25 protein-coding genes are annotated in these 25,256 nt (G+C 66.6%); 18 read left to right on the top strand and 7 right to left on the bottom strand.

What is annotated here, in order from left to right; all coding sequences use genetic code 11:
- The first annotated feature begins 3 nt into the window (after positions 1 to 3).
- Entirely contained in the window at positions 4 to 588 is a 585-nt protein-coding gene (locus PGN27_RS10505) for a TetR/AcrR family transcriptional regulator (protein WP_335326069.1), read from the top strand.
- On the opposite strand, the gene PGN27_RS10500 is transcribed toward PGN27_RS10505, so the two are convergent.
- Entirely contained in the window at positions 585 to 1,355 is a 771-nt protein-coding gene (locus PGN27_RS10500) for an MBL fold metallo-hydrolase (protein WP_335326068.1), read from the bottom strand. The genes PGN27_RS10505 and PGN27_RS10500 overlap by 4 nt on opposite strands.
- Positions 1,356 to 1,448: 93 nt before the next feature.
- Between PGN27_RS10500 and PGN27_RS10495 the strand changes: the two genes are divergently transcribed.
- Together PGN27_RS10495 and PGN27_RS10490 are read left to right on the top strand one after the other, a co-directional pair.
- Entirely contained in the window at positions 1,449 to 2,054 is a 606-nt protein-coding gene (locus PGN27_RS10495; RefSeq protein ID WP_335326067.1) for a TetR/AcrR family transcriptional regulator, read from the top strand.
- Between the two features lie 50 nt (positions 2,055 to 2,104).
- Positions 2,105 to 3,673 carry a phytoene desaturase family protein gene (locus PGN27_RS10490; RefSeq protein WP_335326066.1) on the top strand — a complete coding sequence of 523 codons (1,569 nt, stop codon included), beginning with the start codon at positions 2,105 to 2,107 and terminating at the stop codon, positions 3,671 to 3,673.
- Here the strand turns inward: PGN27_RS10490 and PGN27_RS10485 are convergent.
- Together PGN27_RS10485 and PGN27_RS10480 are read right to left on the bottom strand one after the other, a co-directional pair.
- Positions 3,670 to 3,816 (bottom strand): hypothetical protein, encoded by a 147-nt coding sequence (locus PGN27_RS10485; RefSeq protein WP_019511135.1) that lies wholly within the window; start codon positions 3,814 to 3,816, stop codon positions 3,670 to 3,672. The two genes, PGN27_RS10490 and PGN27_RS10485, sit on opposite strands and share 4 nt — an antisense overlap.
- Before the next feature lie 35 nt (positions 3,817 to 3,851).
- Positions 3,852 to 4,199 carry a UBP-type zinc finger domain-containing protein gene (locus PGN27_RS10480; protein WP_335326065.1) on the bottom strand — a complete coding sequence of 116 codons (348 nt, stop codon included), beginning with the start codon at positions 4,197 to 4,199 and terminating at the stop codon, positions 3,852 to 3,854.
- A 163-nt stretch (positions 4,200 to 4,362) separates the two neighbouring features.
- Between PGN27_RS10480 and PGN27_RS10475 the strand changes: the two genes are divergently transcribed.
- From PGN27_RS10475 to PGN27_RS10410, 14 genes are all read left to right on the top strand, one after another.
- Positions 4,363 to 5,130: an MlaE family ABC transporter permease gene (locus PGN27_RS10475; protein WP_335326064.1), complete on the top strand. Its 768-nt coding sequence runs from the start codon at positions 4,363 to 4,365 to the stop codon at positions 5,128 to 5,130.
- A complete protein-coding gene (locus PGN27_RS10470; RefSeq protein ID WP_030133201.1) occupies positions 5,130 to 5,948 on the top strand; it encodes an ABC transporter permease in 819 nt (272 codons plus the stop codon). The genes PGN27_RS10475 and PGN27_RS10470 overlap by 1 nt, the downstream gene beginning before the upstream one ends.
- Positions 5,949 to 5,951: 3 nt before the next feature.
- Positions 5,952 to 7,277 carry an MCE family protein gene (locus tag PGN27_RS10465; RefSeq protein WP_335326063.1) on the top strand — a complete coding sequence of 442 codons (1,326 nt, stop codon included), beginning with the start codon at positions 5,952 to 5,954 and terminating at the stop codon, positions 7,275 to 7,277.
- Between the two features lie 12 nt (positions 7,278 to 7,289).
- Entirely contained in the window at positions 7,290 to 8,324 is a 1,035-nt protein-coding gene (locus PGN27_RS10460; RefSeq protein WP_335326062.1) for an MCE family protein, read from the top strand.
- The gene (locus tag PGN27_RS10455; protein ID WP_335328702.1) at positions 8,321 to 9,613 is read left to right on the top strand and encodes an MCE family protein; all 1,293 of its coding nucleotides are present in this window, start codon (positions 8,321 to 8,323) and stop codon (positions 9,611 to 9,613) included. Before PGN27_RS10460 ends, PGN27_RS10455 begins: the two co-directional genes overlap by 4 nt.
- Complete coding sequence (locus PGN27_RS10450) at positions 9,610 to 10,893, top strand: MCE family protein (protein ID WP_335326061.1); 1,284 nt, start codon at positions 9,610 to 9,612, stop codon at positions 10,891 to 10,893. The genes PGN27_RS10455 and PGN27_RS10450 overlap by 4 nt, the downstream gene beginning before the upstream one ends.
- Positions 10,890 to 12,011, top strand: a complete 1,122-nt coding sequence (locus PGN27_RS10445; RefSeq protein ID WP_335326060.1) for a virulence factor Mce family protein — start codon at positions 10,890 to 10,892, stop codon at positions 12,009 to 12,011. The genes PGN27_RS10450 and PGN27_RS10445 overlap by 4 nt, the downstream gene beginning before the upstream one ends.
- A gap of 1 nt (position 12,012) precedes the next feature.
- Entirely contained in the window at positions 12,013 to 13,494 is a 1,482-nt protein-coding gene (locus tag PGN27_RS10440; protein ID WP_335326059.1) for an MCE family protein, read from the top strand.
- A 38-nt stretch (positions 13,495 to 13,532) separates the two neighbouring features.
- On the top strand, positions 13,533 to 13,973 hold the full coding sequence (locus PGN27_RS10435) for an SRPBCC family protein (protein WP_335326058.1): 441 nt from the start codon (positions 13,533 to 13,535) through the stop codon (positions 13,971 to 13,973).
- Complete coding sequence (locus tag PGN27_RS10430; RefSeq protein WP_335326057.1) at positions 13,970 to 15,049, top strand: CaiB/BaiF CoA transferase family protein; 1,080 nt, start codon at positions 13,970 to 13,972, stop codon at positions 15,047 to 15,049. The genes PGN27_RS10435 and PGN27_RS10430 overlap by 4 nt, the downstream gene beginning before the upstream one ends.
- 89 nt (positions 15,050 to 15,138) lie before the next feature.
- Positions 15,139 to 15,576 carry an SRPBCC family protein gene (locus tag PGN27_RS10425; RefSeq protein ID WP_030133210.1) on the top strand — a complete coding sequence of 146 codons (438 nt, stop codon included), beginning with the start codon at positions 15,139 to 15,141 and terminating at the stop codon, positions 15,574 to 15,576.
- 72 nt (positions 15,577 to 15,648) lie between these two features.
- The gene (locus PGN27_RS10420) at positions 15,649 to 16,563 is read left to right on the top strand and encodes an LLM class F420-dependent oxidoreductase (protein WP_335326056.1); all 915 of its coding nucleotides are present in this window, start codon (positions 15,649 to 15,651) and stop codon (positions 16,561 to 16,563) included.
- Positions 16,564 to 16,615: 52 nt separating this feature from the next.
- Positions 16,616 to 17,314, top strand: a complete 699-nt coding sequence (locus PGN27_RS10415; protein ID WP_418888651.1) for a GntR family transcriptional regulator — start codon at positions 16,616 to 16,618, stop codon at positions 17,312 to 17,314.
- Positions 17,315 to 17,393: 79 nt separating this feature from the next.
- Positions 17,394 to 18,941, top strand: a complete 1,548-nt coding sequence (locus PGN27_RS10410; protein ID WP_335326054.1) for an NCS1 family nucleobase:cation symporter-1 — start codon at positions 17,394 to 17,396, stop codon at positions 18,939 to 18,941.
- Between the two features lie 96 nt (positions 18,942 to 19,037).
- Here PGN27_RS10410 and PGN27_RS10405 read toward each other — a convergent pair whose 3' ends face one another.
- Genes PGN27_RS10405 through PGN27_RS10390 form a run of 4 tightly spaced genes read right to left on the bottom strand, consistent with a single transcriptional unit; the run spans position 19,038 to position 23,677 of the window.
- On the bottom strand, positions 19,038 to 20,210 hold the full coding sequence (locus tag PGN27_RS10405; protein ID WP_335326053.1) for a pyridoxal phosphate-dependent aminotransferase: 1,173 nt from the start codon (positions 20,208 to 20,210) through the stop codon (positions 19,038 to 19,040).
- Positions 20,211 to 20,248: 38 nt separating this feature from the next.
- Positions 20,249 to 21,100: an NmrA/HSCARG family protein gene (locus tag PGN27_RS10400; protein WP_335326052.1), complete on the bottom strand. Its 852-nt coding sequence runs from the start codon at positions 21,098 to 21,100 to the stop codon at positions 20,249 to 20,251.
- A gap of 16 nt (positions 21,101 to 21,116) precedes the next feature.
- Positions 21,117 to 22,538: an APC family permease gene (locus PGN27_RS10395; RefSeq protein WP_335326051.1), complete on the bottom strand. Its 1,422-nt coding sequence runs from the start codon at positions 22,536 to 22,538 to the stop codon at positions 21,117 to 21,119.
- A gap of 41 nt (positions 22,539 to 22,579) precedes the next feature.
- Positions 22,580 to 23,677 carry an alcohol dehydrogenase catalytic domain-containing protein gene (locus PGN27_RS10390; RefSeq protein ID WP_335326050.1) on the bottom strand — a complete coding sequence of 366 codons (1,098 nt, stop codon included), beginning with the start codon at positions 23,675 to 23,677 and terminating at the stop codon, positions 22,580 to 22,582.
- Positions 23,678 to 23,791: 114 nt separating this feature from the next.
- Here PGN27_RS10390 and PGN27_RS10385 point away from each other — a divergent pair, with 114 nt between their 5' ends.
- A complete protein-coding gene (locus tag PGN27_RS10385) occupies positions 23,792 to 25,246 on the top strand; it encodes a PucR family transcriptional regulator (protein ID WP_335326049.1) in 1,455 nt (484 codons plus the stop codon).
- The last annotated feature ends 10 nt before the right edge of the window (positions 25,247 to 25,256 follow it).

The following is a 25,256-nucleotide window of genomic DNA, read 5'->3' as shown; positions in this document are numbered from 1 at the left end:
CGGGTGACGACGGACGCCGCCGGGGCCGACTTCCGCACCCGGTTGCTGGCCGCGTGTGAGGCCTCGATCGCCGAGGACGGCTACGCCAAGATGACGATCGCCGATATCGTCCGGCGGGCAAGGACATCGCGGCGCACCTTCTACGAGTACTTCTCCAGCAAGGAGGAGTGCTTCATGGCGCTGCTGGCCGACGCGAATGCCGATCAGATACGCCAGATTTCGGCCGCCGTGGACCCCGACGCGCCATGGCGCGATCAGGCCCGGCAGGCCATCGAGGCGTGGATCGCCTCGGGTGAGTCCCGCCCCGATGTGACGCTGAGCTGGATCCGTGACGGCCCGTCGCTGGGTGCCGCCGGACGCGCGCTGACCCGCGATTCCATGGAGCAGTTCATCGAGATGGTGAACTCGCTGATCGACAGCCCGCGGTTCCGTGAAGCCGGTATCGGGCCCGTCTCCCGTCCGCGCATCATCATGTTGCTCGGTGGTCTGCGCGAACTCACCGCGGTCACCGTGGAGAACGGCGGGACGATGAGCGATATCACCGAGGAAGCCGTCGAGGCGACCATCGCGCTGGTCGCCGCCGGTTAGGCCGTCGCGCGGGCCTGCTGCAACAGGATCGGGTCATGCGCGTTGACCATCAGCAGGTCGGGTTCATTGCGCGCGGCCAGTTCCGCGAGCCGAACGTGGTTGTCGCGCACCTGCTTGCGGTCGAAGGCCAGCACCATCTCCATCCCCAAGATCTTGGGTATGGGCCTGCCGTCGATCCGGCCGCGGTGATAGAACGCATCACCGGTGTGCAACACCCAGCGGTGCCCGGCGTCCACGGCAACGCAGGCATGCCCGCGGGTGTGGCCGGGCAGTGGGATCAGCACGATGCCGTCCAGGATCTCCTTGGCGGCCCCGAACCCGCGCCACGAATCGCCGTCCGGTTCGTGCTCGACCAGCGTCGGACCGTGCGACCACTGGATGCTGCGGTAGCGCATCCGTTCTCGCAATGACGGCGCGTGCACCGCGCCGGCCGCCTCCGCGGCGGTGACGTGCACCTGCGCGGCGGGGAAGTCGGCGATCCCGCCGATGTGATCGAAGTCGAAATGCGTGACGACGATGTGCCGGACGTCCTCGCGCGCGAACCCCAGGGCAGCGATCTGGCGCGCCGCGGTCTCGGCCGGATCGAGCACCGGGCGGGAGGCGAACCGGAAGGGTCCCAGGCGTCGCGCGGGCTCGGCGCAGTCGAGTAGCCCGTAGCCGCTGTCGACCAGGACGAGCCCGTCGTCGGACTCGACGAGCATGACGTGGCACACCAGCGGTGCGCTCGGAACGGGCATGCTGCCGCAATTGAGATGATGGACGCGCAAAAGTCTTACCCCCTGTGGACCTTTGCTGTGAGCTTATGGACTCCGCCCGAGCGGGTGCGTCGGGGGTTCTTCGGCCTGGGGTACGTTGAGCCGATGGTCCGCCCCGCGCAAACCGCTCGCAGTGAGCGCACCCGGGACGCGCTGCGCAAGGCCGCCATGGTGCGCTTTCTGGCACAGGGCGTCGAGGACACGTCCGCCGAACAGATCGCCGCCGATGCCGGCGTCTCGCTGCGCACCTTCTACCGGCACTTTTCGTCCAAGCATGACCTGTTGTTCGTCGATTACGACGCCGGCCTTGAGTGGTTTCGCGCCGCGCTGGCCAACCGATCCGCCGACGAATCCATCGTCGAGGCCGTGCACGCCGCCATCCTGGAATCCCCCTATGACGTCGACGCCGTCGCGCGGATCGCCGAGCTGCGCTCCGACGAGCTGGATCCCGGGCGCATCGTGCGGCACATCAGGCAGGTCGAGGCATCCTTCGCCGAGGTCGTCGAGGAGCACCTGCGCGACGATCAGCCACCGGCCACCGATATCGACACCCGGCTGCAGATCACCGTCACGGCGCGGTGCATCGCCGCGGCGGTGTTCGGTGCCATGGAGGTGTGGATGCTCGCCGAGGACCGGTCGTTGTCCGAGCTGGCCCGGTTGTGCCGCACGGCGCTGGATTCGTTGGAATCGGGCGTGGTCCCGCACCGATAGATGTTTTGTCAATATTGGCAAAACATGGGACCCGATGTCAGCCTCGGGTGATGTCGGACAGCTTCGATGCCATCGTCATCGGCGCGGGTCACAACGGCCTGGCCGCCGCCGCCCTTTTGCAACGGGCGGGCCTTCGAACCCTGTGCCTGGACGCCAAGCTCTATGCCGGCGGAATGGCCTCTACCGTCGAGCTTTTCGACGGCTACCACTTCGAGATCGCCGGGTCGCTGCAGTTCCCGACCTCGGCGGTGGTGAGCCGCGAGCTCGGCCTGGACGCGCTGCCGTGCGTCGACGTCGACGTCATGTCGGTCTCGCTGCGTGGTATCGGCGACGATCCGGTCGTCTACTACACCGACCCGATGAAGCTGCTCACCCACCTCAACGAGGTGCACGGTGCCGAGGCGGTCAACGGTATGGCGGGGCTGATGGCCTGGAGTCAGGCCCCGACCCGCGCGCTCGGGCGATTCGAGGCGGGCTTACCGCCCAAGACGCTCGACGAGATGTATGCCTGTGCGACAAACGAGTTCGAGCACGGGGCCATCACCGACATGCTGTTCGGTTCGGTCACCGATGTGCTCGACCGCTATCTGCACGACGCCGAGAAACACGGTGCACTGCGCGGCATGCTGTCGTTCCTTGCGGTCAACACCACCTATCGCGGCCCCGCGACGCCGGGTAGCGCCGCGGCGCTGGCATTCGGGCTGGCGGTGCCCGACGAGAACGCGGTGTTGATGAAGAAACTCCGCGGCGGCATCGGCGCGCTGACCGCCCACCTACGCAACATGTTCGTCGACGGTGGCGGCGAGTTGCGGCTGCGATCCAAGGTCGAACAGATCCGCACCGCGGCAGGCCGGGTCATCGGTGTGCGACTGGAGGACGGAACCGAACTGAGCGCACCCGTGGTCGTATCCGCGCTGGCGCCCGATGTCACCGTCACCCAGCTGCTCGACCCCACTGCCGTGCCCGGCGACGTGCGCGACCGCTTCGCCCGCACCGACCACCGCGGCAGTTACCTTCAGATGCATTTCGCCCTCGACGGACTGCCCACCTTCGCCGACCCGTACGGGATGCTCAACCATCCCGAGATGCAGTCGGCGATAGGTCTTTTCAGCACTCCCGAGGAACTGCAGGAACAGTGGGAGCAGAGTCGACGCGGCGTCGTACCCGCCGACCCGGCGATCGCCATGCAGATGCCCTCGGTGCAGGATCCGGACCTCGCCCCGCCCGGCAAGCATGCGGTATCGGCTTTCTCGCTGTGGTTCCCCGTCGAGGGCAACGCGCGGGCGTCCTACGGGGATCTCAAGGTCGAGATGGGTCGTCGGGTCATCGACAAGATCACCCGGCTGGCACCGGATTTTGAGCGCAGGATCCTCCGGCACACCACCTTCACGCCCAAACACATGGGGACCATGTTCGGCGCACCCGGCGGCGACTACTGCCACGGGCTGATCCACCCCGAGCAGATCGGTCCGAACCGGCCGGGCCCCAAAGGCTTTGTCGACCAACCGATCCCGATCGACGGTCTCTATCTGGGCAGCGCCGGGTGCCACGGCGGGCCCGGTATCACCTTCATACCCGGCTACAACGCCGCGCAGGCGGTCTTCGCCGACGCAGGCTAGGCGTGTTCTTCGCCGGCCGGCGCGCCGCCCTCGTCGGACCAGTCCGAACGGTCCTCGGCGCCCTTGGCCGGATCACTCAGGACATCGTCCTCGGCACCCGGCTTACCTGCGTCTGACTCGGTGGTCTTGGGATCTGCGCTCATTCGGTGTCGATACCCGTTTCACCGGGGTCGAAAACTCAGGCATCCCGGTTCTGCAGCTGCTGCATCCAGTCCGCGGGCACCCGCGAGCGGGGTCCGGGGACCGACTGATCGGTGGGATGAGCCTGGGGTGCACACAGTTCCGGACCGTCGTAGTACTGGCCGGTGTCGTAGTTCCAGAACCAGTCCTCGCCCGGCTCGAAACTGCGGATGATCGGGTGACCGGTGCTGCGCCAGTGTTGAGAGGCGTGCCGCGCCAGCGAATCGTCACAGCAGCCGATATGCCCGCACGCGGTGCAGCGACGCAGGTGGACCCACCACCCGCCGTCGGCGTCGCACTCCACGCAGCCGCTACCTGACGGGGGAACCGAGGGATCGACGTCCACGCGGGTGAGTCTACGCAGCGCGGGCACTATGCGTCAGCGTGATCGAATCAAGCTGAGCTAAATCGTGCGAGCAATTGCCACCAGCAAAATCGGATATTGACGTCGCCATATTGCGACCAGCTGCCTTTGACAGCAAATTCCACCGGCCATAACGTCCGCCGCGATGAGCGCCTCCGGTCAGTTGACGAAGTCCATGGATGCCGTGGGCGGCTTCATGGTGCTCAGCGCGGAATCGTTCGGTGCCATGTTCCGGCGGCCCTTCGCATGGCGGGAGCTCTTCGAACAGATCGCTTTCGTGGCCCGGGTATCGATTTTCCCGACCATCATGCTGTCCATTCCCTACACGGTGCTGATCGTCTTCACGCTCAACATCGTGTTGCTCGAAATCGGTGCCGGTGACCTTTCCGGAGCCGGTGCCGCATTGGCCTCGGTGACCCAAGTGGGCCCCGTCGTCACGGCCATCGTCGTCGCCGGTGCCGGCGCCACCGCCATGTGCGCCGATCTCGGTGCCCGCACCATCCGCGAAGAGATCGACGCGATGAAGGTCATCGGCGTCAACCCGGTACAGGCGCTGGTGGTGCCCCGCGTCATCGCGGCCACCTTCGTCGCCCTGATGCTCTACTCGGTGGTGGCCGTGGTGGGACTGACCGGCAGCTACCTGTTCGTGGTCTACGTGCAGAACGTCACGCCGGGAGCCTTCGTCGCGGGCCTGACACTGCTCACGGGTCTGCCGCAGGTCATCGTCTCACTGATCAAGGCGCTGCTGTTCGGGCTCTCCGCCGGCTTGATCGCGTGCTACAAGGGGCTGTCGGTGGGCGGCGGACCGACCGGCGTGGGCAACGCGGTCAACGAGACCGTGGTCTTCGCGTTCATGGCGCTGTTCCTGATCAACATCCTGGCCACCGCACTCGGCGTGAAAGTGGCTCCCTGATGACCACTTTCGGGCAAGGGCTGGTGGACCGGACCCGCCTGCTGGGTGAGCAGACCGCCTTCTACGGCCAGTCCCTGGCCCATATCGGTGACGCGGTCCGCCGCTACCCGGGTGAGGTGCTGCGGCTGATCGCGGTGATGGGCATGGGCACCGGCGCTCTGGCCGTGATCGGTGGCACCGTCGTCATCATCGGTTTCCTCACGCTGTCCACCGGCGCGTTGATCGCTGTGCAGGGGTACAACACGCTGTCCAATGTCGGCATCGAGGCGCTCACCGGGTTCCTGTCGGCCTTCCTCAACGTCCGGTTCATCGCACCCGCCACCGCCGGGGTGGCCCTGGCCGCCACCATCGGTGCGGGTGCCACCGCGCAGCTGGGTGCCATGCGGATCAACGAGGAGATCGACGCTCTCGAGGTGATGGGCATCCGGGCCATCACCTATCTGGTGTCCACCCGCATCGTGGCAGGCGTCGTGGTGGTGATTCCGCTCTACACCGTCGCCGTCCTGATGTCCTTCCTGGCAACGCGGTTGGGCACCACCTTCGTCTATGGTCAGTCCGCCGGTGTCTACGACCATTACTTCTCGACGTTCCTTCGGCCATCGGACCTACTGTGGTCCTTTGTGGCGGCGCTGTCGATGGCCGCCGCGGTGATGGTCGTGCACACGTACTACGGATTCACTGCAACCGGCGGTCCGGCCGGCGTCGGGGAAGCGGTCGGCCGTGCCGTACGGACCTCGGTCACCGCAACGGTATTCGTCCTGTTGACCATCACGCTGTCGGTGTACGGGCAGTCCGGCAACTTCCATCTCTCGGGATAGCGCGTGAACAATGCACCGCGTCGCGACAAGATCGACCCGATCTGGTACGCACCCATCCTGCTGATCGTCATCATCGCCCTGACGGTCATGACCGCGCTGTTGTTCTCCGGGACGCTGCGCACGTTCGTGCCCGTCACGCTGATATCCGATCGCGCCGGCCTGGTGATGGAGAACGGCGCGAAGGTCAAACTGCGTGGTGTGCAGGTCGGCGAGGTCGGATCGATCGGCATCGAATCGGGAATCGCCGCACTGCATCTGAACATGTATCCCGGACCTTTCGAGCATCTGCCCGCCAACGTCGAGGCCGAGATCAAGTCCACCACGGCCTTCGGTGCCAAATATGTGGATCTCGTCGTGCCGGATTCCGGGCCCAGCCCGGACCGGCTCACACCCGGTGCGGTGCTGCGCAGTCGCAATGTCACCGTCGAGGTCAACACGGTCTTCGAGAACCTGCAGGCCGTCGTGCAGGCCGTCGACCCGGCCAAGCTCAACGCCGTGCTGGCCGCGGTGTCGGAATCGCTGCGCGGCAAGGGCAACCGGATCGGTATAGCGATCACCGAAGCGAACAAGGTGCTAACGGCGGTCAATCCACGGATGCCCACCGTGCAACGCGACTGGCAATTGTTCGGTCAGACCACTGCCGCGTATTCGGTTGCGGCCCAGGACATTGTATCGATCCTCGATTCGTTCTCGACGACCTCGGCGACCATCACCAGTCACGCGCAGGCGTTGGACAACCTGCTGCTCTCGGCGGTCGGCTTCTCCCGATCGGGTATCGACGTGATCGGCGGCAACCAACCTGCACTGGTTCGTGCCATGAATCTCCTCGACCCGACAACGGCCCTGCTGATGAAGTACTCACCGACATACACCTGTCTGTTCCAGGGCGCAGTGTGGTTCCTGGAGCACGGTGGCCGTGATGCCCTCGGCGGCAACGGGAAATCGGTGGTCATGGATGCCGCGATGCTCGCCGGCGACGACGCCTACCGGTTCCCGCAGAACCTGCCCAAGACCAATGCCACCGGGGGTCCGGGTGGGAAGCCGAGCTGCGGTTCACTACCCGATGTCAGCCAGAACTTCCCGGTCAAGGCGCTGGTCACCGACACCGGATGGGGCGCCCTGCCCAACGAGATACGCACCAACCCCGGCATCGGGTTCCCCGGCTGGGCCAACTATCTTCCGGTCACCCGCGCGGTTCCCGAACCACCGAGCATCCGCTATCCCGGCGGCCCCGCCCCGGGGCCCGGCCCGTTCGGAGCGCCTGCGCCACCGTTCCCGCTGCCGCCGGCCCCGGTGACATTCCCGCCCCCCGGCCCACCCGTCCCGTAGGAAGGACCCGTCATGCGCCGTAAGAGCATCACCGGCACCGTGGTGCGGGTCGCGGGGTTCACCGCCATGTGCCTGGTGTTCCTGTTCGCCCTCGTCACGGTCTTCGGGCAGTTCCGCTTCGACTCACGGGTCGCCTACAGCGCCGTGTTCACCAACATATCCGGTCTCAAGGGCGGCAACTTCGTCCGCATCGCCGGCGTCGAGGTGGGCAAGGTGACCGACCTGACCCTGCACGAGGATGGCACCGTCACCGTCGATTTCGCTGTCGACCGGGATTTGTCCCTCACCGAGGGGACCACGGCCGCGGTGCGCTACGAGAACCTGATCGGTGACCGCTATCTCGCGCTGGAGGAGGGCCCCGGTTCGGTGCGGCCGCTACAGCCCGGCGAGACCATCCCGCTGGAGCGCACCCACCCGGCCCTCGATGTCGACGCGCTGATCGGTGGCTTCCGCCCGCTGTTCCGAGCGCTCGATCCCGACCAGGTGAACGCCTTGTCCGGGCAACTGCTCACGGTGTTCCAGGGCCAGGGCGGCACCGTGTCCTCGGTACTGGCCCAGGCCTCGGCGCTGACCAGGACGTTGGCCGGACGCGACGAACTGATCGGGCAGGTGATCACCAACCTCAACACTGTGCTGACTACCTTCGCCGCACGCGATGACCAGTTCTCCGCGGGGCTGGGTGACCTGTCGAGCCTGGTACAGGGTCTCGCCGACCGCCGTGACGATATCGCCACCGGCGTGGCACACATCAGTGCCGCGGCCGGCACGGTGGCCGACCTGTTGGTGCAGGCCCGGGAACCGGTGAAAGAGGCAGTGGCACAAACGGACCGGGTCTCCGGACAGATCATGGCCGACCACGATTACGTCGACGAGCTGGTGCGGACCCTGCCCGATACCTACCAGATCCTGGCCCGGCAGGGTCTCTACGGCGACTACTTCGGCTTCTATCTGTGCGATGCCGCGCTCAAGGTAAACGGGAAGGGCGGTCAACCCGTGTACATCAAGCTGGCCGGCCAGGACACCGGAAGGTGCACACCGAAGAAATGAAACCCATCGCCGAACGCAACCGCGCGGCCGTCGGAGCCGTGGGCACCCTCGTGCTGGTCGCCGTCGTGGTCGCCGCGTTCTCCTACGACAAACTGCCCCTCATCAAGGGGACCTCGGACTACACCGCGTATTTCGCCGAGGCCGGTGGTATCAAACCGGGCAGCGATGTCCGGGTCTCCGGATATGGCGTCGGCCGCGTGTCGAGCGTGACGCTGGAGGGCACCAAAGTCCTCGTCGAGTTCACCGTCGACGACGATGTCGAACTCGGTGACCGCACCGAGGCGGCCATCAAGACCGAGACGGTGCTGGGCACCAAGATGCTCGAACTCACCCCGCAGGGCGACGGCGAACTCGCCGGCACCATCCCCTTGGAGCGGACCACCTCGCCCTACGATCTGCCCACCGCCCTCGGCGATCTCACCACCACGATCAGTGGGCTGGACACCACCCAACTCTCCACCGCATTGTCGACCCTGGCCGAGACCTTCCAGAACACCCCGGCCGACCTGAAGCTCGCTCTCGAAGGTGTCGCGCAGTTCTCCGACACCCTCAACACCCGCGACGCCCAGCTGCGCACTCTGCTCGCTGATGCGAACAAGGTGACCGGAGTACTGGCCAAACGCAGCGACCAGATCGCCGCGCTCGTGGTCAACGCCAACTCGCTACTGGCCGAACTGCTGTCACAGCGAGATTCGGTCGACGCGTTGATGGGCAATCTGGCAGCGGCATCGGCCCAGTTGTCCGGACTGGTTGCCGACAACCGCGAACAACTCACACCCGCCCTGGACAAGCTCAACGGGGTGCTGTCGATCCTTGACAACCGTAAACAGGAATTACAGCGCACCCTGTACCTGTTGCGCCGCTACGCGATGTCCTTCGGTGAAGTGCTCGGATCCGGCCCGTTCTTCAAGGCCTCGGTGGTAAACCTGCTGCCGGGGCAGTTCGTCCAACCGTTCGTCGATGCGGCCTTCTCGGATCTGGGTCTGGACCCGAATGTGCAGGTGCCCTCGCAGCTCGTCGACCCCGGTGTGGGCCAACCTGGCACCCCGGCGCTACCGGTGCCGTTTCCACGCACCGGGCAGGGTGGCGAGCCGAATCTGACACTGCCCGATGCCATCACCGGACAACCCGGTGATCCTCGATACCCCTACCGGCCGCCGCTGCCCGGCCCGCCACCGGGTGGCCCACCGCCGGGTCCACCTGCAACCCCACCGCCCGGATTCTCCGGTCCTGCGCCGGTCGGCCCGACCGCTGTGTACGTTCCCGCACCCGGTGAGGTGGCACCATGATCGCGAAGTTGCGGATCGCCCTGGCCGCCGCGCTGTCGGTGCTGCTGGTCGCCGGCATCTCGGTCGTGGGCACCTCGTGGTGGGACCGGGTCGTCACCAACACCTACGTCGGCTATTTCGCCAATACCAATGGCCTTTATGTGGGTGACGAGGTCCGGATTCTCGGCGTCGCCGTCGGCGCTATCGAAGCGATCGAGCCGCAACCGCAGAACATCAAGGTCACCTTCTCGGTGGACGCCCGGTACCCGGTCCCCGCCGACGTCCGGGCCGCCGTGTTGTCCCCGTCCTTGGTGAGCGCCCGGGCCATCCAACTGGTGCCCGCCTATGACGGTGGACCGAAACTCGCCGCCGGCACCGCAATTCCGCAGGAACGCACGGCCGTTCCGGTGGAATGGGACGACTTCCGCGCGCAACTGCAGAAGCTCACCGAATCCCTGCAGCCGACCACGCCCGGCGGCCCGAACGCCGTCGGCGAATTCATCAACAGCGCGGCGGAGAACCTGCGCGGCCAGGGTGGCACCGCCCGTGACACCGTCCGCAAGCTCTCACAGGCGATGTCGGTGCTCGGTGACCACAGCACCGATATCTTCAGCACCGTCCGCAACCTGCAGATGCTGGTGTCGGCGCTGTCCGCCAGCAGTGACCTGATGGCCCGGTTCAACGTGAACCTCGCCGATGTGTCCACCGTGCTGTCCAACACACCCGACGAGATCGCCGATGCCACATCGGGTCTCGATGCCGCCGTCACCGACCTGCGCGGGTTCATCGCCGATAACAGGGAATCGCTGGGCACCACCGTCGACCGGTTCACCGCCATCACCACCGCGCTCAATGATCGCCGCGGCGACGTCAAGCAGATCCTGCATGTCGCGCCGACGGTGTTCCAGAACTTCATGAACATCTATCAGCCGGCGCAGGCCGCGGTCACCGGCATCATGGCACTGGGCAACTTCGCCAACACCGTCGGATTCATCTGCGGCGCGGTGCAGGCCGCCTCCAGACTGAACAGCGAACAATCCGCCAAACTCTGCACGCAGTATCTGGCGCCGATCGTCAAGAACCGCCAGTACAACTTCCTGCCGATCGGCGGGAACCCGTTCGTCGGGGCCACCGCACGCCCCAACGAGATCACCTACAGCGAGAACCGACTCCGACCCGACTTCGTCCCGCCTGTGCCTCCGCCGGACCCGATCGGCATGCTCGCAGCCGAGGGGCCCGCGGTCCCGACCGACCCAGCCGCCGGGCTGCCCGGTCTGATGGTGCCGGGCGGTACACCATGAGGCGCGGCGCGGTGGTCGGGATACTCATCGCGGTGTTGGTACTGGTTCCGGGATGCCAATGGCGAGGCCTGAACTCGTTGAGTTTACCCGGCACCGCCGGCAGCGGCGACGGGTCGTACACCATCCAGGCGCAGCTACCCGACGTCGTGGTCATCCAGCAGAACACCCGCGTCCGGGTTGCCGACGTCAACGTCGGGAACGTCACCAAGATCGAGGTTCAGGACTGGCACGCCCTGGTCACCATGCGGATCGACGGAGGCGTCGTGCTGCCCGCCAACGCCACGGCCAAGGTCGGCCAGACCAGCTTGCTGGGCTCCATGCACATCGAGCTCGCCCCACCCACCGACGCGGTCCCGCAGGGTCGGTTGACCGACGGTTCGGTGATACCGCTGTCCGCGGCCGCGACCTACCCCACCACGGAGCAGACCCTGGCCTCGGTGTCGGTCCTGCTCAACGGCGGCGGGCTGGCTCAGTTGCAGGAGATCAACCAGAGTTTCGCGACAGCGCTGGCCGGGCGTGAAGACGATATGCGGAGTCTGCTCACCCAACTGGACACCTTCATCAGCGCGTTGAACGCGCAAACCGACGACATCATCACCGCCACCGAACATCTCAACGACCTCGCCGGACAGGTCGCCGCCAACGACGTCGTCGTCGACCGGGCGCTGACCACCATGCCGCAGGCGCTGAAGGTTCTCGCCGACTCGCGAACCAAACTGGCCGATGCCATCGACGCGCTGGGCAAGTTCAGCGCCATCGCGAACTCGACGGTGCAGCAGAGCCGCGAATCGTTGGTGAACAATCTGCGCCAGATCGCGCCGGTGTTCCGCGAGCTCGCCGATGCCGGACCCGCCCTCACCAGGGGCCTGGACTTCCTGTCCACCTACCCGTGGGTGAAGAGCACCATCCCGAACTGGTTCCGCGGCGACTTCGCCAATATCAGCCTCATCGTCGATCTCACCCTGAGTCGGCTGGACAGCAGCATCTTCACCGGTACCCGGTGGGAAGGCAACCTGACCGAACTGGAGATGCAGTGGGGCCGCACCATCGGCACCATGCCGAGCCCGTACACGGCGGGCAACCCGCTGGTCGCACCGTACCGGTGGGGGTCGTACTGAAGTGATACGTCTGCACCGCAAGGTTTGGATCCAACTGGCCGTCCTCGGCTCGATCACCGTGATCGCCGGCGCGGTCATGCTTTTCGGATTCGTCCAAGCACCGGCACTGCTGGGTGTCGGGCGCTATGAGGTCACCCTTGAGCTGCCCCGTTCCGGCGGGCTCTATCCGACATCGGTGGTGACCTACCGCGGTGACGAAATCGGTCGCGTCACCTCCGTCGATGTGACCGACGTCGGGGTTCGGGCCGTCCTCACACTGGAATCGGACACCCCGGTGCCCGCCGATGTTTCCGCCGCGGTGCACAGCCGGTCGGCCATCGGTGAACAGTTCGTCGAACTGACCCCGAACGGGGCGGATGGCCCGAACCTGCGCGATGGCGATGCCATCGCAGCCGACAGGGTATCGGTGCCCGCCGATATCGCCGGTCTGCTCGATGCGACCAATACTGCGCTGCAAGCCATTCCGCGGGAGAATCTGCGCACCCTGGTCGACGAGGCCGACACCGCGGTCGGCGGTCTCGGGCGTGAACTCGCCCGGATCGTCGACGGTTCGACCGCTGTCGCCACCGATGCCGGTGCTGTCACCGATCAGCTGACCACATTGATCGACCAGTCACCGGCAGTGCTGGACTCCCAAGCGCGGACCGCTGATTCGATCCAGACGTGGGCGTCGCGGATGGCGTCGGTGACCGGCCAGTTCGCGGCCCAGGACGCCGCTTTCGGCGATCTGCTCAACCAGGGCGGACCCGCCCTGCAGGAGGGCCAGGCGCTGTTCGACCGGTTCGCTCCCGCGCTACCGGTCCTGCTGGCCAACATGGTCAGCCTGGGCGATATCGCGGTGACCTATCGCGCCGATCTGGAGCAACTGCTGGTGCTGTACCCGCAGGGAACGGCCGTCATGTCCGCCATCACTGCGGCCAATGCGAACACCAAACAGGCCTACCGCGGAATCTATCTGGACTTCAACCTGAATCTGAACTGGCCGCCGCCATGCAACACCGGATTCCTACCGGCCCGACAGCAGCGCATCCCCACCGACGTCGACGCCCCGGACCGCCCATCGGGGGAGCTGTACTGCCGGGTGCCGCAGAACTCCGATCTCAACGTCCGCGGGGTGCGCAACATCCCGTGCGAGACGAAACCGTGGAAACGCGCGCCCACCGTGGAGATCTGCGAGAGCGATGAGGAGTACGTCCCACTCAACGACGGCTACAACTGGAAGGGCGACCCGAACGCGACGCTCAGTGGGCAGGGTGTGCCGCAGTACCCGCCCGGGGTGTCCGCTCCGGGCGAACCGCCGCCGCCCGCCGCTCCGGTCGGCGGGGCGCCCGTGGGCGATGCCCCGCAGAATGTGGCGGTCGCGGTGTACGACCCGGCCACCGGTTCGTACATCGGACCCGACGGCAGGCGCTACACGCAGGGCGACCTGGCGCAGTCCGGCGAGCACAGCTGGGAGTCCATGCTGGTGCCGCCGTCGGCATAGTGCACCCGGGGTGGTCCCCGGATCGCTACTGTCAGCCCATGGCAACCAGCGTTTCCCGTGAAGTGGTCATCGAGGCGGCCCCGGAGGAGATCCTCGCCGTCGTCGCCGATGTCGAATCCACCCCGTCGTGGTCCCCCCAATACCAGAAGGCCGAGGTGGTCGACCGGGACTCGGAGGGCCGCCCGCACCGGGTCGTCCAGACCATCAAGACCGTCGGTATCAGCGATCAGTTGACGATCGATTACACGTGGGAGGACGACAAGGTCAGCTGGGTGTTGGTCAAGTCCAGCCAGTTGAAGTCCCAGGAGTGCAGCTACACCTTGACGCCAGAGGGGGACAAGACCCGCGTCCGCTTCGACATGACGATCGACCTGGCGATCCCGTTGCCCGGATTCCTGCTCAAGAAGGTCATGTCCGGCGCCATCGACGTGGCCACCGATGGGCTGCGCAAGCAGGTGCTCAAGGTCAAGAAGGGGTGACTCCCGCAGGTCCGCTCGCCGGTGTCCGGATCGTCGAACTCGGCGGGATCGGGCCCGGGCCGCACGCGGCGATGATGTTGTCCGATCTCGGCGCCGATGTGGTGCGAGTCCGTCGACCCGGTTCATTGCAGATGCCGGCCGAGAATGTCGACCTGCTGCACCGCGGCAAGCGCGTCGTCGACCTCGATGTGAAGCGCGCACCGCAGGTGTTACTCGATCTCGTCGCGAAAGCCGATGTGCTGCTGGATTGTTTCCGCCCCGGGACATGCGAGCGGCTCGGCATCGGACCCGACGAGTGCACCGCGGTGAATCCGCGGCTTATCTATGCGCGCATCACCGGGTGGGGGCAGGACGGGCCCTTGGCGCAGACCGCCGGTCACGACATCAACTACCTGTCTCAGACCGGGGTGCTGAGCGCCATCGGATATCGGGATCGCCCACCGGTCGCGCCGCTGAATCTGGTCGCCGATTTCGGCGGCGGGTCCATGCTGGTGCTGGTCGGGATCCTTGCCGCGCTCTACGAGCGTGAGAGTTCCGGTGTGGGCCAGGTGATCGATGCGGCGATGGTCGACGGGGTCAGCATGTTGGCCCAGATGATGTGGACCATGAGGTCGACGGGATCGCTTGCCGATCAACGAGAGTCGTTCCTGCTCGACGGCGGCGCCCCGTTCTATCGGACGTATGAGACGGCCGACGGTGGACATCTGGCGGTCGGGGCGATCGAGCCGCAGTTCTTCGCCGCGTTGCTCGCCGGCCTGGACCTGCGCGCCGACGAGGTGCCCGGGCAGTTCGAACGGGACCGCTGGCCGCAGTTGCGCACTGTGTTCGAGGCGCGCTTCTCCGAGCGCACGCGCGACGAGTGGGTCGCGGTGTTCGCGGGCACCGACGCCTGCGTCACGCCGGTGCTGAACTGGGCCGAGGCCGCCGACAGTGCACACCTGCGTGCACGCGGGACCCTGGTCGACGTAGCGGGTGTGCGGCAGGCCGCGCCGGCGCCGCGGTTCTCCCGCACGCCGAGCGGACAGGTCGGTGTGCCGCCGCAGCACACCACCGAGCTGGCCGAGCTCGGGTGGTGACGGATTTGCTGCCGACCGTAACGTCAAATAGTTAAAAGCAGTTCGACAAAATCCTTGCGGCAAAATAAGGACGGTCTTATATTTGCCTGATGGCTGTCAGAGCGTCGAGGGAACTTCTCTTCGACGCCTCGCCGGAGGCGATCCTGGATGCGCTCGCCGACATCGACGAGGTGCCGACGTGGTCAACCCTGCACAGGGCTACCGAGGTGGTGGATCGTCACCCCGATGGCCGACCCCATCACGTCAAGGCCACCGTGAAGATCATGGGTATCACCGATAAGGAGATGCTGGAGTATCACTGGGGTGACGACTGGATGGTGTGGGACGCCCAGGACACCTTTCAGCAGCGCGGTCAACACGGTGAGTACAAGCTGATCCGCGAGGGCGATCGCACCCGCGTCCGTTTCGACCTGATCATCGATCTGGCCGCACCCATCCCGGAGTTCCTGATCCGGCGCGCGAAGAAGCTGGTCCTCGACGCGGCCGTCGACCGGCTGCGCGCGCGGGTCAGCCGGTTCTACGGCTGATCGGAACACCGAAGATCAGAATCAGCGTGCGGCAAAAGGAATTCTGACCACCGCCCGGTCGCTGACCGGTACATGCCCACCGGAATAGTTCTCGTTCCCAACCGACAGTCGGCCAACCATGTCGACGACGCCATCGCCCAGGCCCGCAGCGCCTACGACGCCGGGGTCCGCCAGATCTGGCTGGCCCAGCAGTTCGATCACGACGCCATCGGGTTGGCCGGCCTGATCGGCGCCGCAGTGCCCAGGCTTGGTGTCGGGACCTCCGTCGTCCCGCTGAATCCACGGCACCCATTGATCGTCGCCGCGCAGGCCCAGACCGCGCAGGCCGCCGCCCACGGCAACTTCAGCCTCGGGATCGGGCTGGGCGCACACAAGCCCGAGCAGGATGCCTTCGGTCGATCGTGGCCGAACCCGGTGGCACGGCTGCGCGAGCATCTGCAGGTGTTGCGCGCGGTGTTCGACGACGGTGCGGTCGACTTCCACGGTGCGGAGTTCACCGCCGGCCCCGAGTGGCCGGTATCGGTGGCCGGCGGGACCCCGGTCCCGGTCTATGTGGCGGCGATGGGCCCAAAGGCCTTGCGGGTCACCGGTGAATTGGCCGATGGCACGCTGCCGTATCTGGCCGGTCCGCGCACGGTCGGGGAGTTCATCGTTCCGGAGATCACCGCGGCTGCCGCCGCCGCGGGCAGGCCTGCCCCCAAGATCATTGCGATGGTGCCCGCACTGGTCACCGATGATGTCGACGCCGGCCGCGCGCTCGCCGCCGACACCTTGGCCTTCTACGCGACCATTCCCTCCTATCAGAGGGTGATCGAGCGCGAACAGCTCGACTCGATCGCCGACCTTGCCGCCGTCGGTGACGCCGCGACTGTGCGCGCCCAGTTGCGGCGTTACGTGGACGCGGGAGCCACCGATGTGGCGCTGAGCCCCCTGGATCATTCGCTGCCGTCGCTGGAACGGCTCTGGGAAGTGACTTCTTCGCTGTAGGCGCGATCTGGGCAACATCGCGGCAACATCCGCGGCCTACCGTGAACCGATGATGTCGGTACGGCGTTCGGCGCTGCTCGACCACCTGGTCGCCGACCGGACCAGGACATCGCAGCACGAGATCCTCGTCGAATTGCGCCGCGCCATCCTCGATGGTGGCGTGCCACCGGGAACCCCCATTCCGCCGGCCGAGGTGGCCGATCTGTTCGGGGTGAGCCCGATCCCCATCCGCGAAGCGCTCAAGACCCTGGTGGCCGAGGGGCTGGTGACGCACCGCCGCAACGGGGCATACACCATCGCCCTGCTCACCGCTCAGGAGCTCCGCGAGATGTACATCGTGCGAGAGACTCTGGAGTCGGCGTCGTTGACCGCCGCGGTGTACAACGCCACCGATGCCGACCGAGCCACCGCGGTGCTGGCCAATCAACGCCTCGAGCAGGCCGTCAGAGATGGTGACGCCGCGGCATATCACCGGGGTAGCCGCCAGTTTCACGCCGCGCTGACCGCTCCGTCGCGCATGCATCGCCTGCTCCACATGTTGGAGGCGGCGTGGAATGTCACCGAGCCGGTCCAGTCGATGGTCCATGTCAGTCCTTCCCATCGGGCCGAACTGCACGCCGACCATCGCGCCATGCTGGAGGCGTTCCTCGCCGGCGACGTGGCCGCCCTGCTTGCGGTCGCCGAACACCATGCCGGGCGGCTCAATGCGGTCATCGCGACACTGCCACGCGATACCGGCCTGTTGGCCTGAGGAATATATTTCTGCCGCAACCGAGAAGATAAGTCCGGTGAAACGGCGGGGAAACAAACCGGTCGCATAGTCGGCAACCATGACCGAAACCGTTGTCCCACCCAATAGCGCGCCACCGGGAGCCGCCGTCGGCGCCGGTGACATCGTCGAAGCCGCCGGACACCCCGTCGGTGGCGGCGTCATCAAGCCCGGTTATGACCCGCGGCTGACCAATGAGGACCTCGCGCCCCTGGGCAAGCAGTCCTGGACCTCTTACAACATCTTCGCGTTCTGGATGTCGGATGTGCACAGCGTCGGCGGTTATGTCACCGCGGGCAGTCTGTTCGCCCTCGGCCTGGCCAGTTGGCAGGTGTTGGTGGCGCTGCTGGTCGGCATCACCATCGTCTACTTCTTCTGCAATCTGGTGGCCAAACCCAGCCAGGCCACCGGTGTGCCGTATCCGGTGATCTGCCGCACCGTGTTCGGTGTGCTGGGTGCCAACATCCCGGCCATCATCCGTGGCTTGATCGCGGTCGCCTGGTATGGCATACAGACCTACCTCGCATCGGCGGCGCTGGATGTCGTGCTGCTCAAGCTCTTTCCCGGGTTGATGCCCTACGCGGTGGTCGAGGACTATGGCTTTGCCGGGCTCTCGTTGCTGGGCTGGTGCAGCTTCCTGCTGCTCTGGGTGCTGCAGGCCTGCGTGTTCTGGCGCGGCATGGAATCCATCCGCAAGTTCATCGACTTCTGCGGTCCGGCGGTCTATGTGGTGATGTTCATGCTGTGCGGCTACCTGATCTACAAGGCCGGTTGGGGAGCCATCGACCTGAACCTCGGTGCGGTCACCCACACCGGTTGGTCGGCGGTGCCGGTCATGTTGGGCGCCATCGCCCTGGTGGTGTCCTACTTCTCCGGACCGATGCTCAACTTCGGAGATTTCTCCCGTTACGGTAAGTCCTTCGAGGCTGTGAAGCGGGGCAACTTCCTGGGTCTGCCGGTGAACTTCCTGGTGTTCTCGGTACTGGTGGTCGTCACCGCGTCACTGACGTTGCCGGTGTTCGGCGAGCTGCTCACCGATCCGGTGGAGACGGTGGCCCGCATCGACTCCACCTTCGCCATCGTGTTGGGCGCGTTGACGTTCACCATTGCCACCATCGGTATCAACATCGTCGCCAACTTCATCTCACCGGCCTTCGACTTCTCCAACGTGAGCCCACAGCGCATCAGCTGGCGCGCGGGCGGCATGATCGCCGCGGTCGGTTCGGTGTTGATCACCCCGTGGAACCTGTACGCCAACCCGGAGGTCATCCATTACACGCTGGAGACGTTGGGCGCGTTCATCGGTCCGCTGTTCGGTGTCTTGATCGCCGACTATTACCTGGTGCGCAAGCAGAAGGTCGTGGTCGACGATCTGTTCACCATGGCTGAATCCGGCAAGTACTGGTACACCAAGGGCTACAACCGCATCGCGGTGATCGCCACGGTGCTCGGTGCGATCTTGGCGGTGATCCCGGTGCTGCTCGGCGGCAGCGTGACGGGCATGTACACCGCCGCCCAGTACAGCTGGTTCATCGGCTGTGGTGTCGGCTTCGCCGTGTACTACCTGCTGGGCACCCGCGACAAGCTGGTTGCCGCGTCGCTGTCCTGAACCTCGAGTATCGCTGAGTGTGACGTTGTTGCGTGAATTTCCTGTCGGACACCGCAACAACGTCTCACTCGTGGTCGGTGCGAGCGGATAAGCCCGTCAGCGTGCCCGCAGCACTTGAAGCCGGCGAATCGCCTCGTCCATGGTGTCGTCTCGCTTGCAGAAGGCGAAGCGCACCAGATGGTTCCAGTCATCCGCGGGGTTGTCCGGATCGGCGCGGGTGAATGCCGACATCGGGATGGCCGCGACCCCGGCCCGATGGGGCAGTTCGGCACAGAACGCCGTGCTGTCGGTGTAACCAAGGGGCCGTGGGTCAGCACAGAGGAAGTAGGTACCGGCGCTGTCGTGGACTTCGAAGCCCAACTCGGCCAACGATTCGCCGAGGCGGTCGCGCTTGGCCTGCAGATCGGCGCGCAAACCGGCCACCCACTCGTCCTCGTGATCGAGTGCATATGCCACGGCGGGTTGGAAGGGGGCGCCGCCCACATACGTCAAGTACTGCTTCGCCGCACGCACTCCGGCGATCAGATCGGGCGCGGCGCATGCCCATCCGATCTTCCAACCGGTGGCGTTGAACATCTTGGCCGCGCTCGAGATCGTCACCGTGCGCTCCCGCATACCCGGGTAGCCGGCCAGCGGGTGGTGCTCAACGCCGAAGACCAAGGTCTCGTACACCTCGTCGGTGATCACCAGCAGATCGTGTTCGGTCGCCAGCGTGGCGACCGCCGACAGTTCGGCATCGCTGAGGACCATGCCCGTCGGATTGTGCGGCGAGTTGAGAAGTAGTGCCCGCGTGCGCGGGGTGACCGCGGTCCGCAGCGCCTCGATGTCGAGGGCGAAACCACGGCCGGCCGGCACCAACGGGACGGTGACGCGATGGCATCCTGCCATCGCGATGACGGGGGAGTAGGAGTCATAGAACGGCTCGATGACCAGCACGTCGGACCCCGGTTCGACGAGGCCCAGCAGGGCGGCCGCTATCGCCTCCGTGGCTCCGACGGTCACCAGCACCTCGGTATCGGGGTCGTAGTCGATGCCGTACCGTCGCCGACGTTGTGCGGCGATCGCGTTGCGCAATGCCGGAATACCCAACCCCGGCGGGTACTGGTTGACGCCGCTGGCGATTGCCTTCTGGGCGACCTTCAGCATTTCTGCGGGGCCGTCCTCGTCCGGGAAGCCCTGTCCGAGGTTCACCGCGCCGATATTGGCGGCCAACGCCGACATCTCCGCGAAGATCGTCACCGCGTAGGGCTGTAGACGGGAGACGGTCATGTCGCAAGACTAGTTCCCCGGCGGCAGCCCCGTGACCGTCAGCCCAGCAGCGGCCGCAGGTCGGTGCCGATCCAGTCGGTGAAGCTCTGCCAGCTGATCTGCGGATACTGCGCGTGCAGCGCGGCAATATCCACGGTGTACCCGCCCGCAGCCAGGAACGTGAACATGGCCCGCATGTCCTCCGAGGCGATCTGCGCCGGATCGCGGGTCACCAATTCGACTGGACGGCCCAGGGTTTCGGAAAGGGCGGCCGCCATCTGCCGGCCGGATGGCTGATCGGAGGCAAGGTCGATGCGGGCGCCGCGCACCGGATCGGGATCGCTGAGCACCGCGGCGACGAACCGCCCCAGATCGCGCCGGGACAATTGCTGCAGCGGCGCGTCGGCAGGCAGCGGTAGTTCGAACACGCCGGCCTTGATGTCGTCGAGACCGCCGAGCATGTTGTCGTAGAAGTACGACGGCCCGACGATGGTGTAGGACAGCCCGGACCCGGCCAGCTCGGCCTCGACGACGGCCTTGCTGTCGAAATGCGGGATGCCGGTGTGCTGGTCGGCGTCGGCCACCGACGAGAACACCAGGTGCGGCACCTCGGCCGAGAGGGCGGCCGCCAGGATGGTCCGGCCCTGGTTGATCTCGGCCTCGGGCCCGTCCTCGAATGGGGTGGTCAGCGCGTACGCCCCTGTCACGCCGGAGAAGGCCTGCGCGACGGACGCCTCATCGGACAGATCGGCGGCAACCACCTCGACGCCGGCCTCGGCCAGTCTCAGGGCCGCACGTGAATCGGTGCGGCGGGTGATACCGCGCACCGTCGCCCCGGCCTCCACTAGCGCCCTGACCACCGCGCCACCCTGCGCGCCGGTGGCCCCCAGTACCGCGAAATGTCCGGTCATCACCACAGGGTAGTGCTCAGCCGACGCCCTCCAGCGTGTCCGTCTCGGTCTGGCCGATCCGGGCGATCACCTCGGGCCGGTTGCGCACCAGGTGGTAGTACCAGCCCAGCGCGACCGCGATCGTGGCCAGGAACAGATACGGCAGGATGTTCAGCGGGAACGTCGGCACCGGATAGACATTGGCGAAGAAGGTGTATGCCATGGCCAGGATCGCGATCACCGCGGTGATCCAGACCAGCCGGTTCGGTAGCCCGGTGCGCCGGGTGTAGACCACACAGGCGGCGGCGACCAGCGAGTACGCGACCATGTATCCGTAGGTGGCGTAGGTGTCGACCCACACCACGATGTCCATCGGATGCACACCGGCGGCCAGCAGGATGATGTCGAGGATTATCGCGGCGGGCCCGGCGATCAGCAGCACCCGGTGTGGCGTCAGGTGGCCGTCATGGGTGCGACCGAAGCGGTCGGCGACCACGCCCTCCTTGCCCATCACGTAGACGATGCGGCCGACGACGTTCAGCGGGGCGACCACGACCGCGAAGAACGAGGCGCCCACCCCGAACAGCAGGATCGGATTGAACCAGGTTGGCATGCCGATCAGAGTGGCGATGTCCTGCAACGGATTCGCGCTGTCGGCCAGTCCCTGCTGCAGCACCGCGATCTGGGTGTAAGCGGCGAACACATAGAGCACACCCACCACCAGTGCGCTCCACATGATGGCCCGCGGTATTGCCGTGTAGGGGTTCCGCGCCTCGCGGCCCAGTGCGTCGGCGGACGAGAATCCGACGAATCCGAGGATGCCGAGCACCATGCCCGCGGCGACACCCTGCCCCGGGACATCGCTGAACGAGAACTGTGACGGATCCCAGGCGGCCGGTCCGGCCCACACCAGCGCCAGTACCAGCAGGATCATGATGATGGTGACCGACATCAGTTCCAGGGTCAACGAGACCCGGGCCGAGAGCCGGATTCCGCGTATGGTGAAAAGCGTTGCCAGACCGCCCAATACGACCGCGAGGGCAATCGTGGCGACGGTGCCGCCGGCCGGGATGCCCAGGGAGACCAGGAAGTCGCTCGTGTAGGAGATCGCGCCGCCCAGGGATCCAGCGGCAATGCCCCAGCAGCCGACCAGAAGCGCGACACCGGCCAGGTAGGCCCCGAACGGGCCCAGACCCTTGGACACATAGGTGTACAGCGAGCCGGCCGAGGCATTGCGGCGGGCGAATACCACCACGCAGTACCCGACCGAAAGGATGACCACCGTCGCGAGTACGAACGACAGGATGGTGCCGGTGCCCGCGCTCAGATAGATGGCCGCGGCGGTGAAGGCGATGACGGCGCTGGGCGCGATGTTGGCGATGGCCTGTGCTGCCAGCTCAGGACCGGACATCACGCCGTGACGCAGACCGGCGTCGACGGGTGGGTTCGTGGTGGCCATTCGGCTCCTTTGGTATCGAAAGTCGTTGTACGCCAGTGATGTCAGGGAATGAGAAGGGTGCGTAGCGCTTCGCCGGATTCCAGGTCCTCGAACGCGGCCGCGGCCTCGTTCAGTGGCCGGCTGGCCCAGATCAGGGCGTCGAGCTTGAGCTGACCGTCCATGTAGCGATCCACGAGTGCGGGGATGTCGATCGAGGGGCGGACCGACCCGTAGTTGGAGCCCAGGATGCGCTGGTCGGCTTCGGCGAGCACCAGCGGTTCGAAGGAGGCCTTGGCGCCGGTGGGCGGCAGGCCGACCACGACGGCCGCGCCGCCCAGCCCCAGCATCCGGATGGCCTGCTCGGTGGTGCCGGTATGGCCGAACGCGTCGAAGGCGTAGTCGACGCCGTCGGGGATCAGCTCGCGCAGCTGTTCCTCGGCGTCGCCGGTGGATGCGTTGATGCGGTCGGTGGCGCCGAACTGCACGGCCATCTTGGTTTTGTCGTCGCGGACGTCGATGGCGATGATCCGGCTCGCGCCGGCCAACTTCGCGCCCTGGATGACGTTGAGGCCCACGCCGCCGCACCCGATCACCGCGACGGAGGCGCCCGGCTCCACCGCGGCGGTGTTGAGCACGGCGCCGACACCGGTCGCCACCGCGCAGCCGACAACGGCGATGACGTCCAGCGGCGCATCCTCGCGCACCTTCACGGCACCGGAAGCCGGGACGATGACCTCCTCGGCGAACGAGGACACCCCGAGATAGTGGTGCACCGTCTCGCCGTTGCGCGATAGCCGCGATGTGCCGTCGAACAGCGTGCCCAGGGGTGCGACGACCGTGGCGACCTTCTGGCAGCGGGCCTCGTGGCCGGAGCGGCAGTAGCGGCACTCGCCGCACGGCGGTACCCAGGAGAGCACCACATGGTCGCCGACCGCCAGTGTGGTGACACCCTCGCCGAGTTCGGTGACCACCCCGGAGCCCTCATGGCCCATGACCAGCGGAGCCGTCGCGTCCCACTCGCCGCGTTTGACGTGCAGATCCGAATGGCACACCCCGGCGGCGGCGATCTTCACCCGCACCTCGCCGGGCTTGGGGCCGGCCAGGTCGACGTCCACGTACTCGATGGGCGTGGCGGGATCACGGAAGACGATCGCTTTCACTCGGGCTCCTCTGATTGCGGGAATGTTCCGAATCGTAGGGAGCGCACCAGCTTGAGGACAGTCGAAATAAATGTGATCGGCTGGAATCAAACCATCATTTTGTACACTCCCGATGTGGCCTATGACGTGCGGGCGATCGCCGAGCATTTCGGCGCCGAGCTGGTCGTTGGTGCGGTCGACGGGGCGACGCCGGTCGAGGACAGCGTGGCGCTGGCCGATCTGGTGGTGCCCAGTTCGCCCGGGTACACGACGCTGGTGGTGGCCGCCCCCGGCGACTGGGCGGTGGCGCTGGCCTCCGATGCGGCAAAGGCGCCGCTGGCCGGATGCGTGGCGATCATCGCCGGCGGATCCTTGGAGGGCGGACTACGCGATGCCCTCGTCGGTGGGGCGCGAACCGCGGTCGCCGTGCCGCAGCTGTCCGCCGACGTCGCGCACGCGCGGCTGACGGCACTGATCGCCGCCGACCAGGCCGCCGAGGACCGCAGGGTCACCACGGGGACCAAGGTGCTCACGCAGGTGGCGCGGCGCGGCGGTGTGGTCGCGGTGGTGGCCGAGCTGGCACACCGGATCGACGGCTGGGCAGTACTTCTCGACGCCCATGGCGAGGTGATCACCACTGCCGGCGCGGGCAGTCTGCACGTGCGTGACGCGGGTTCGGCCGCGTTCGGGCGCCGGGTGCGGATCCGGCATCCGGGCCTGCAGGTGCATCCGGTGGGCCAGGGTGCCGATGTCAGCGCCTACCTGGTGATCGGGGCACGCGGATCCACCAGCCGCAGCAGGGATCTGGCCTCCCAGGTGGCCGCCCTGCTGGATCTGTTACTGCACACCGCCAATCACCCGGCCACCGAGCGGCTGGGGCGTGAGGTGCTGCTGTCGACACTGTTGCGTGGCGGTATGGAGGCCGCAACACTGTTGCGGCGCTGGGGTGTTCACGAACAGTCGCTGACGGCCTTCGCGGTGGCATCGCGATCGAGCGCGATCGACCCGGAACGCCAGTCCATCCGCTGGCTCGACGAGCTGGGAGCCGTCCACATGGTGTCCGCCGAGCGGGGTCGGGTGCTGGGATTCATCGGTGCGGACCGGGCCCCGGAACTCGCCGCGATGGCAGAACGACTGACCGAGGCCGGTATGCCGCTGCGGATGGGGCTGGGGTCGGCTGCGACGCCGGAGTTGCTCGCCCGCACCGCCGCGGAGGCACGACAGGCGCTCGAGATCGCGGTGGTCGATTCGCGTCCGGTCGTCTGGTACCGCTCCCTGGCCACCGTTTCGTACGTGCTGGATCACCTCGACGACAGCGCGATGACGCGCGTCGCCGCGATACTGGACCCGCTGCGCGACGACGGTGGCAGGCACGGCGAGCTGACCCGCACCCTGGAGATCTACCTGGCCGAGCACGGTGCCTGGGGCTCCTCGGCGAGCCGGCTTCAGGTGCACCGTCAGACGCTGGCGGCGCGGATTCGCCGTATCGAGGAGCTGACCGGGCTGTCGATGGCCAGCCCCGACGACCGGACGGCCGCGTGGCTGGCCATCCGGGCTCTCAAGAGTCCGGCGACCGCCGCCCGAGGGTGAGACGCGGTGC

The sequence above is a fragment of the Mycolicibacterium neoaurum genome (assembly GCF_036946495.1).
Lineage (GTDB): Bacteria > Actinomycetota > Actinomycetes > Mycobacteriales > Mycobacteriaceae > Mycobacterium > Mycobacterium neoaurum_B.
This window is presented reverse-complemented; position numbering and strand designations above follow the sequence as displayed.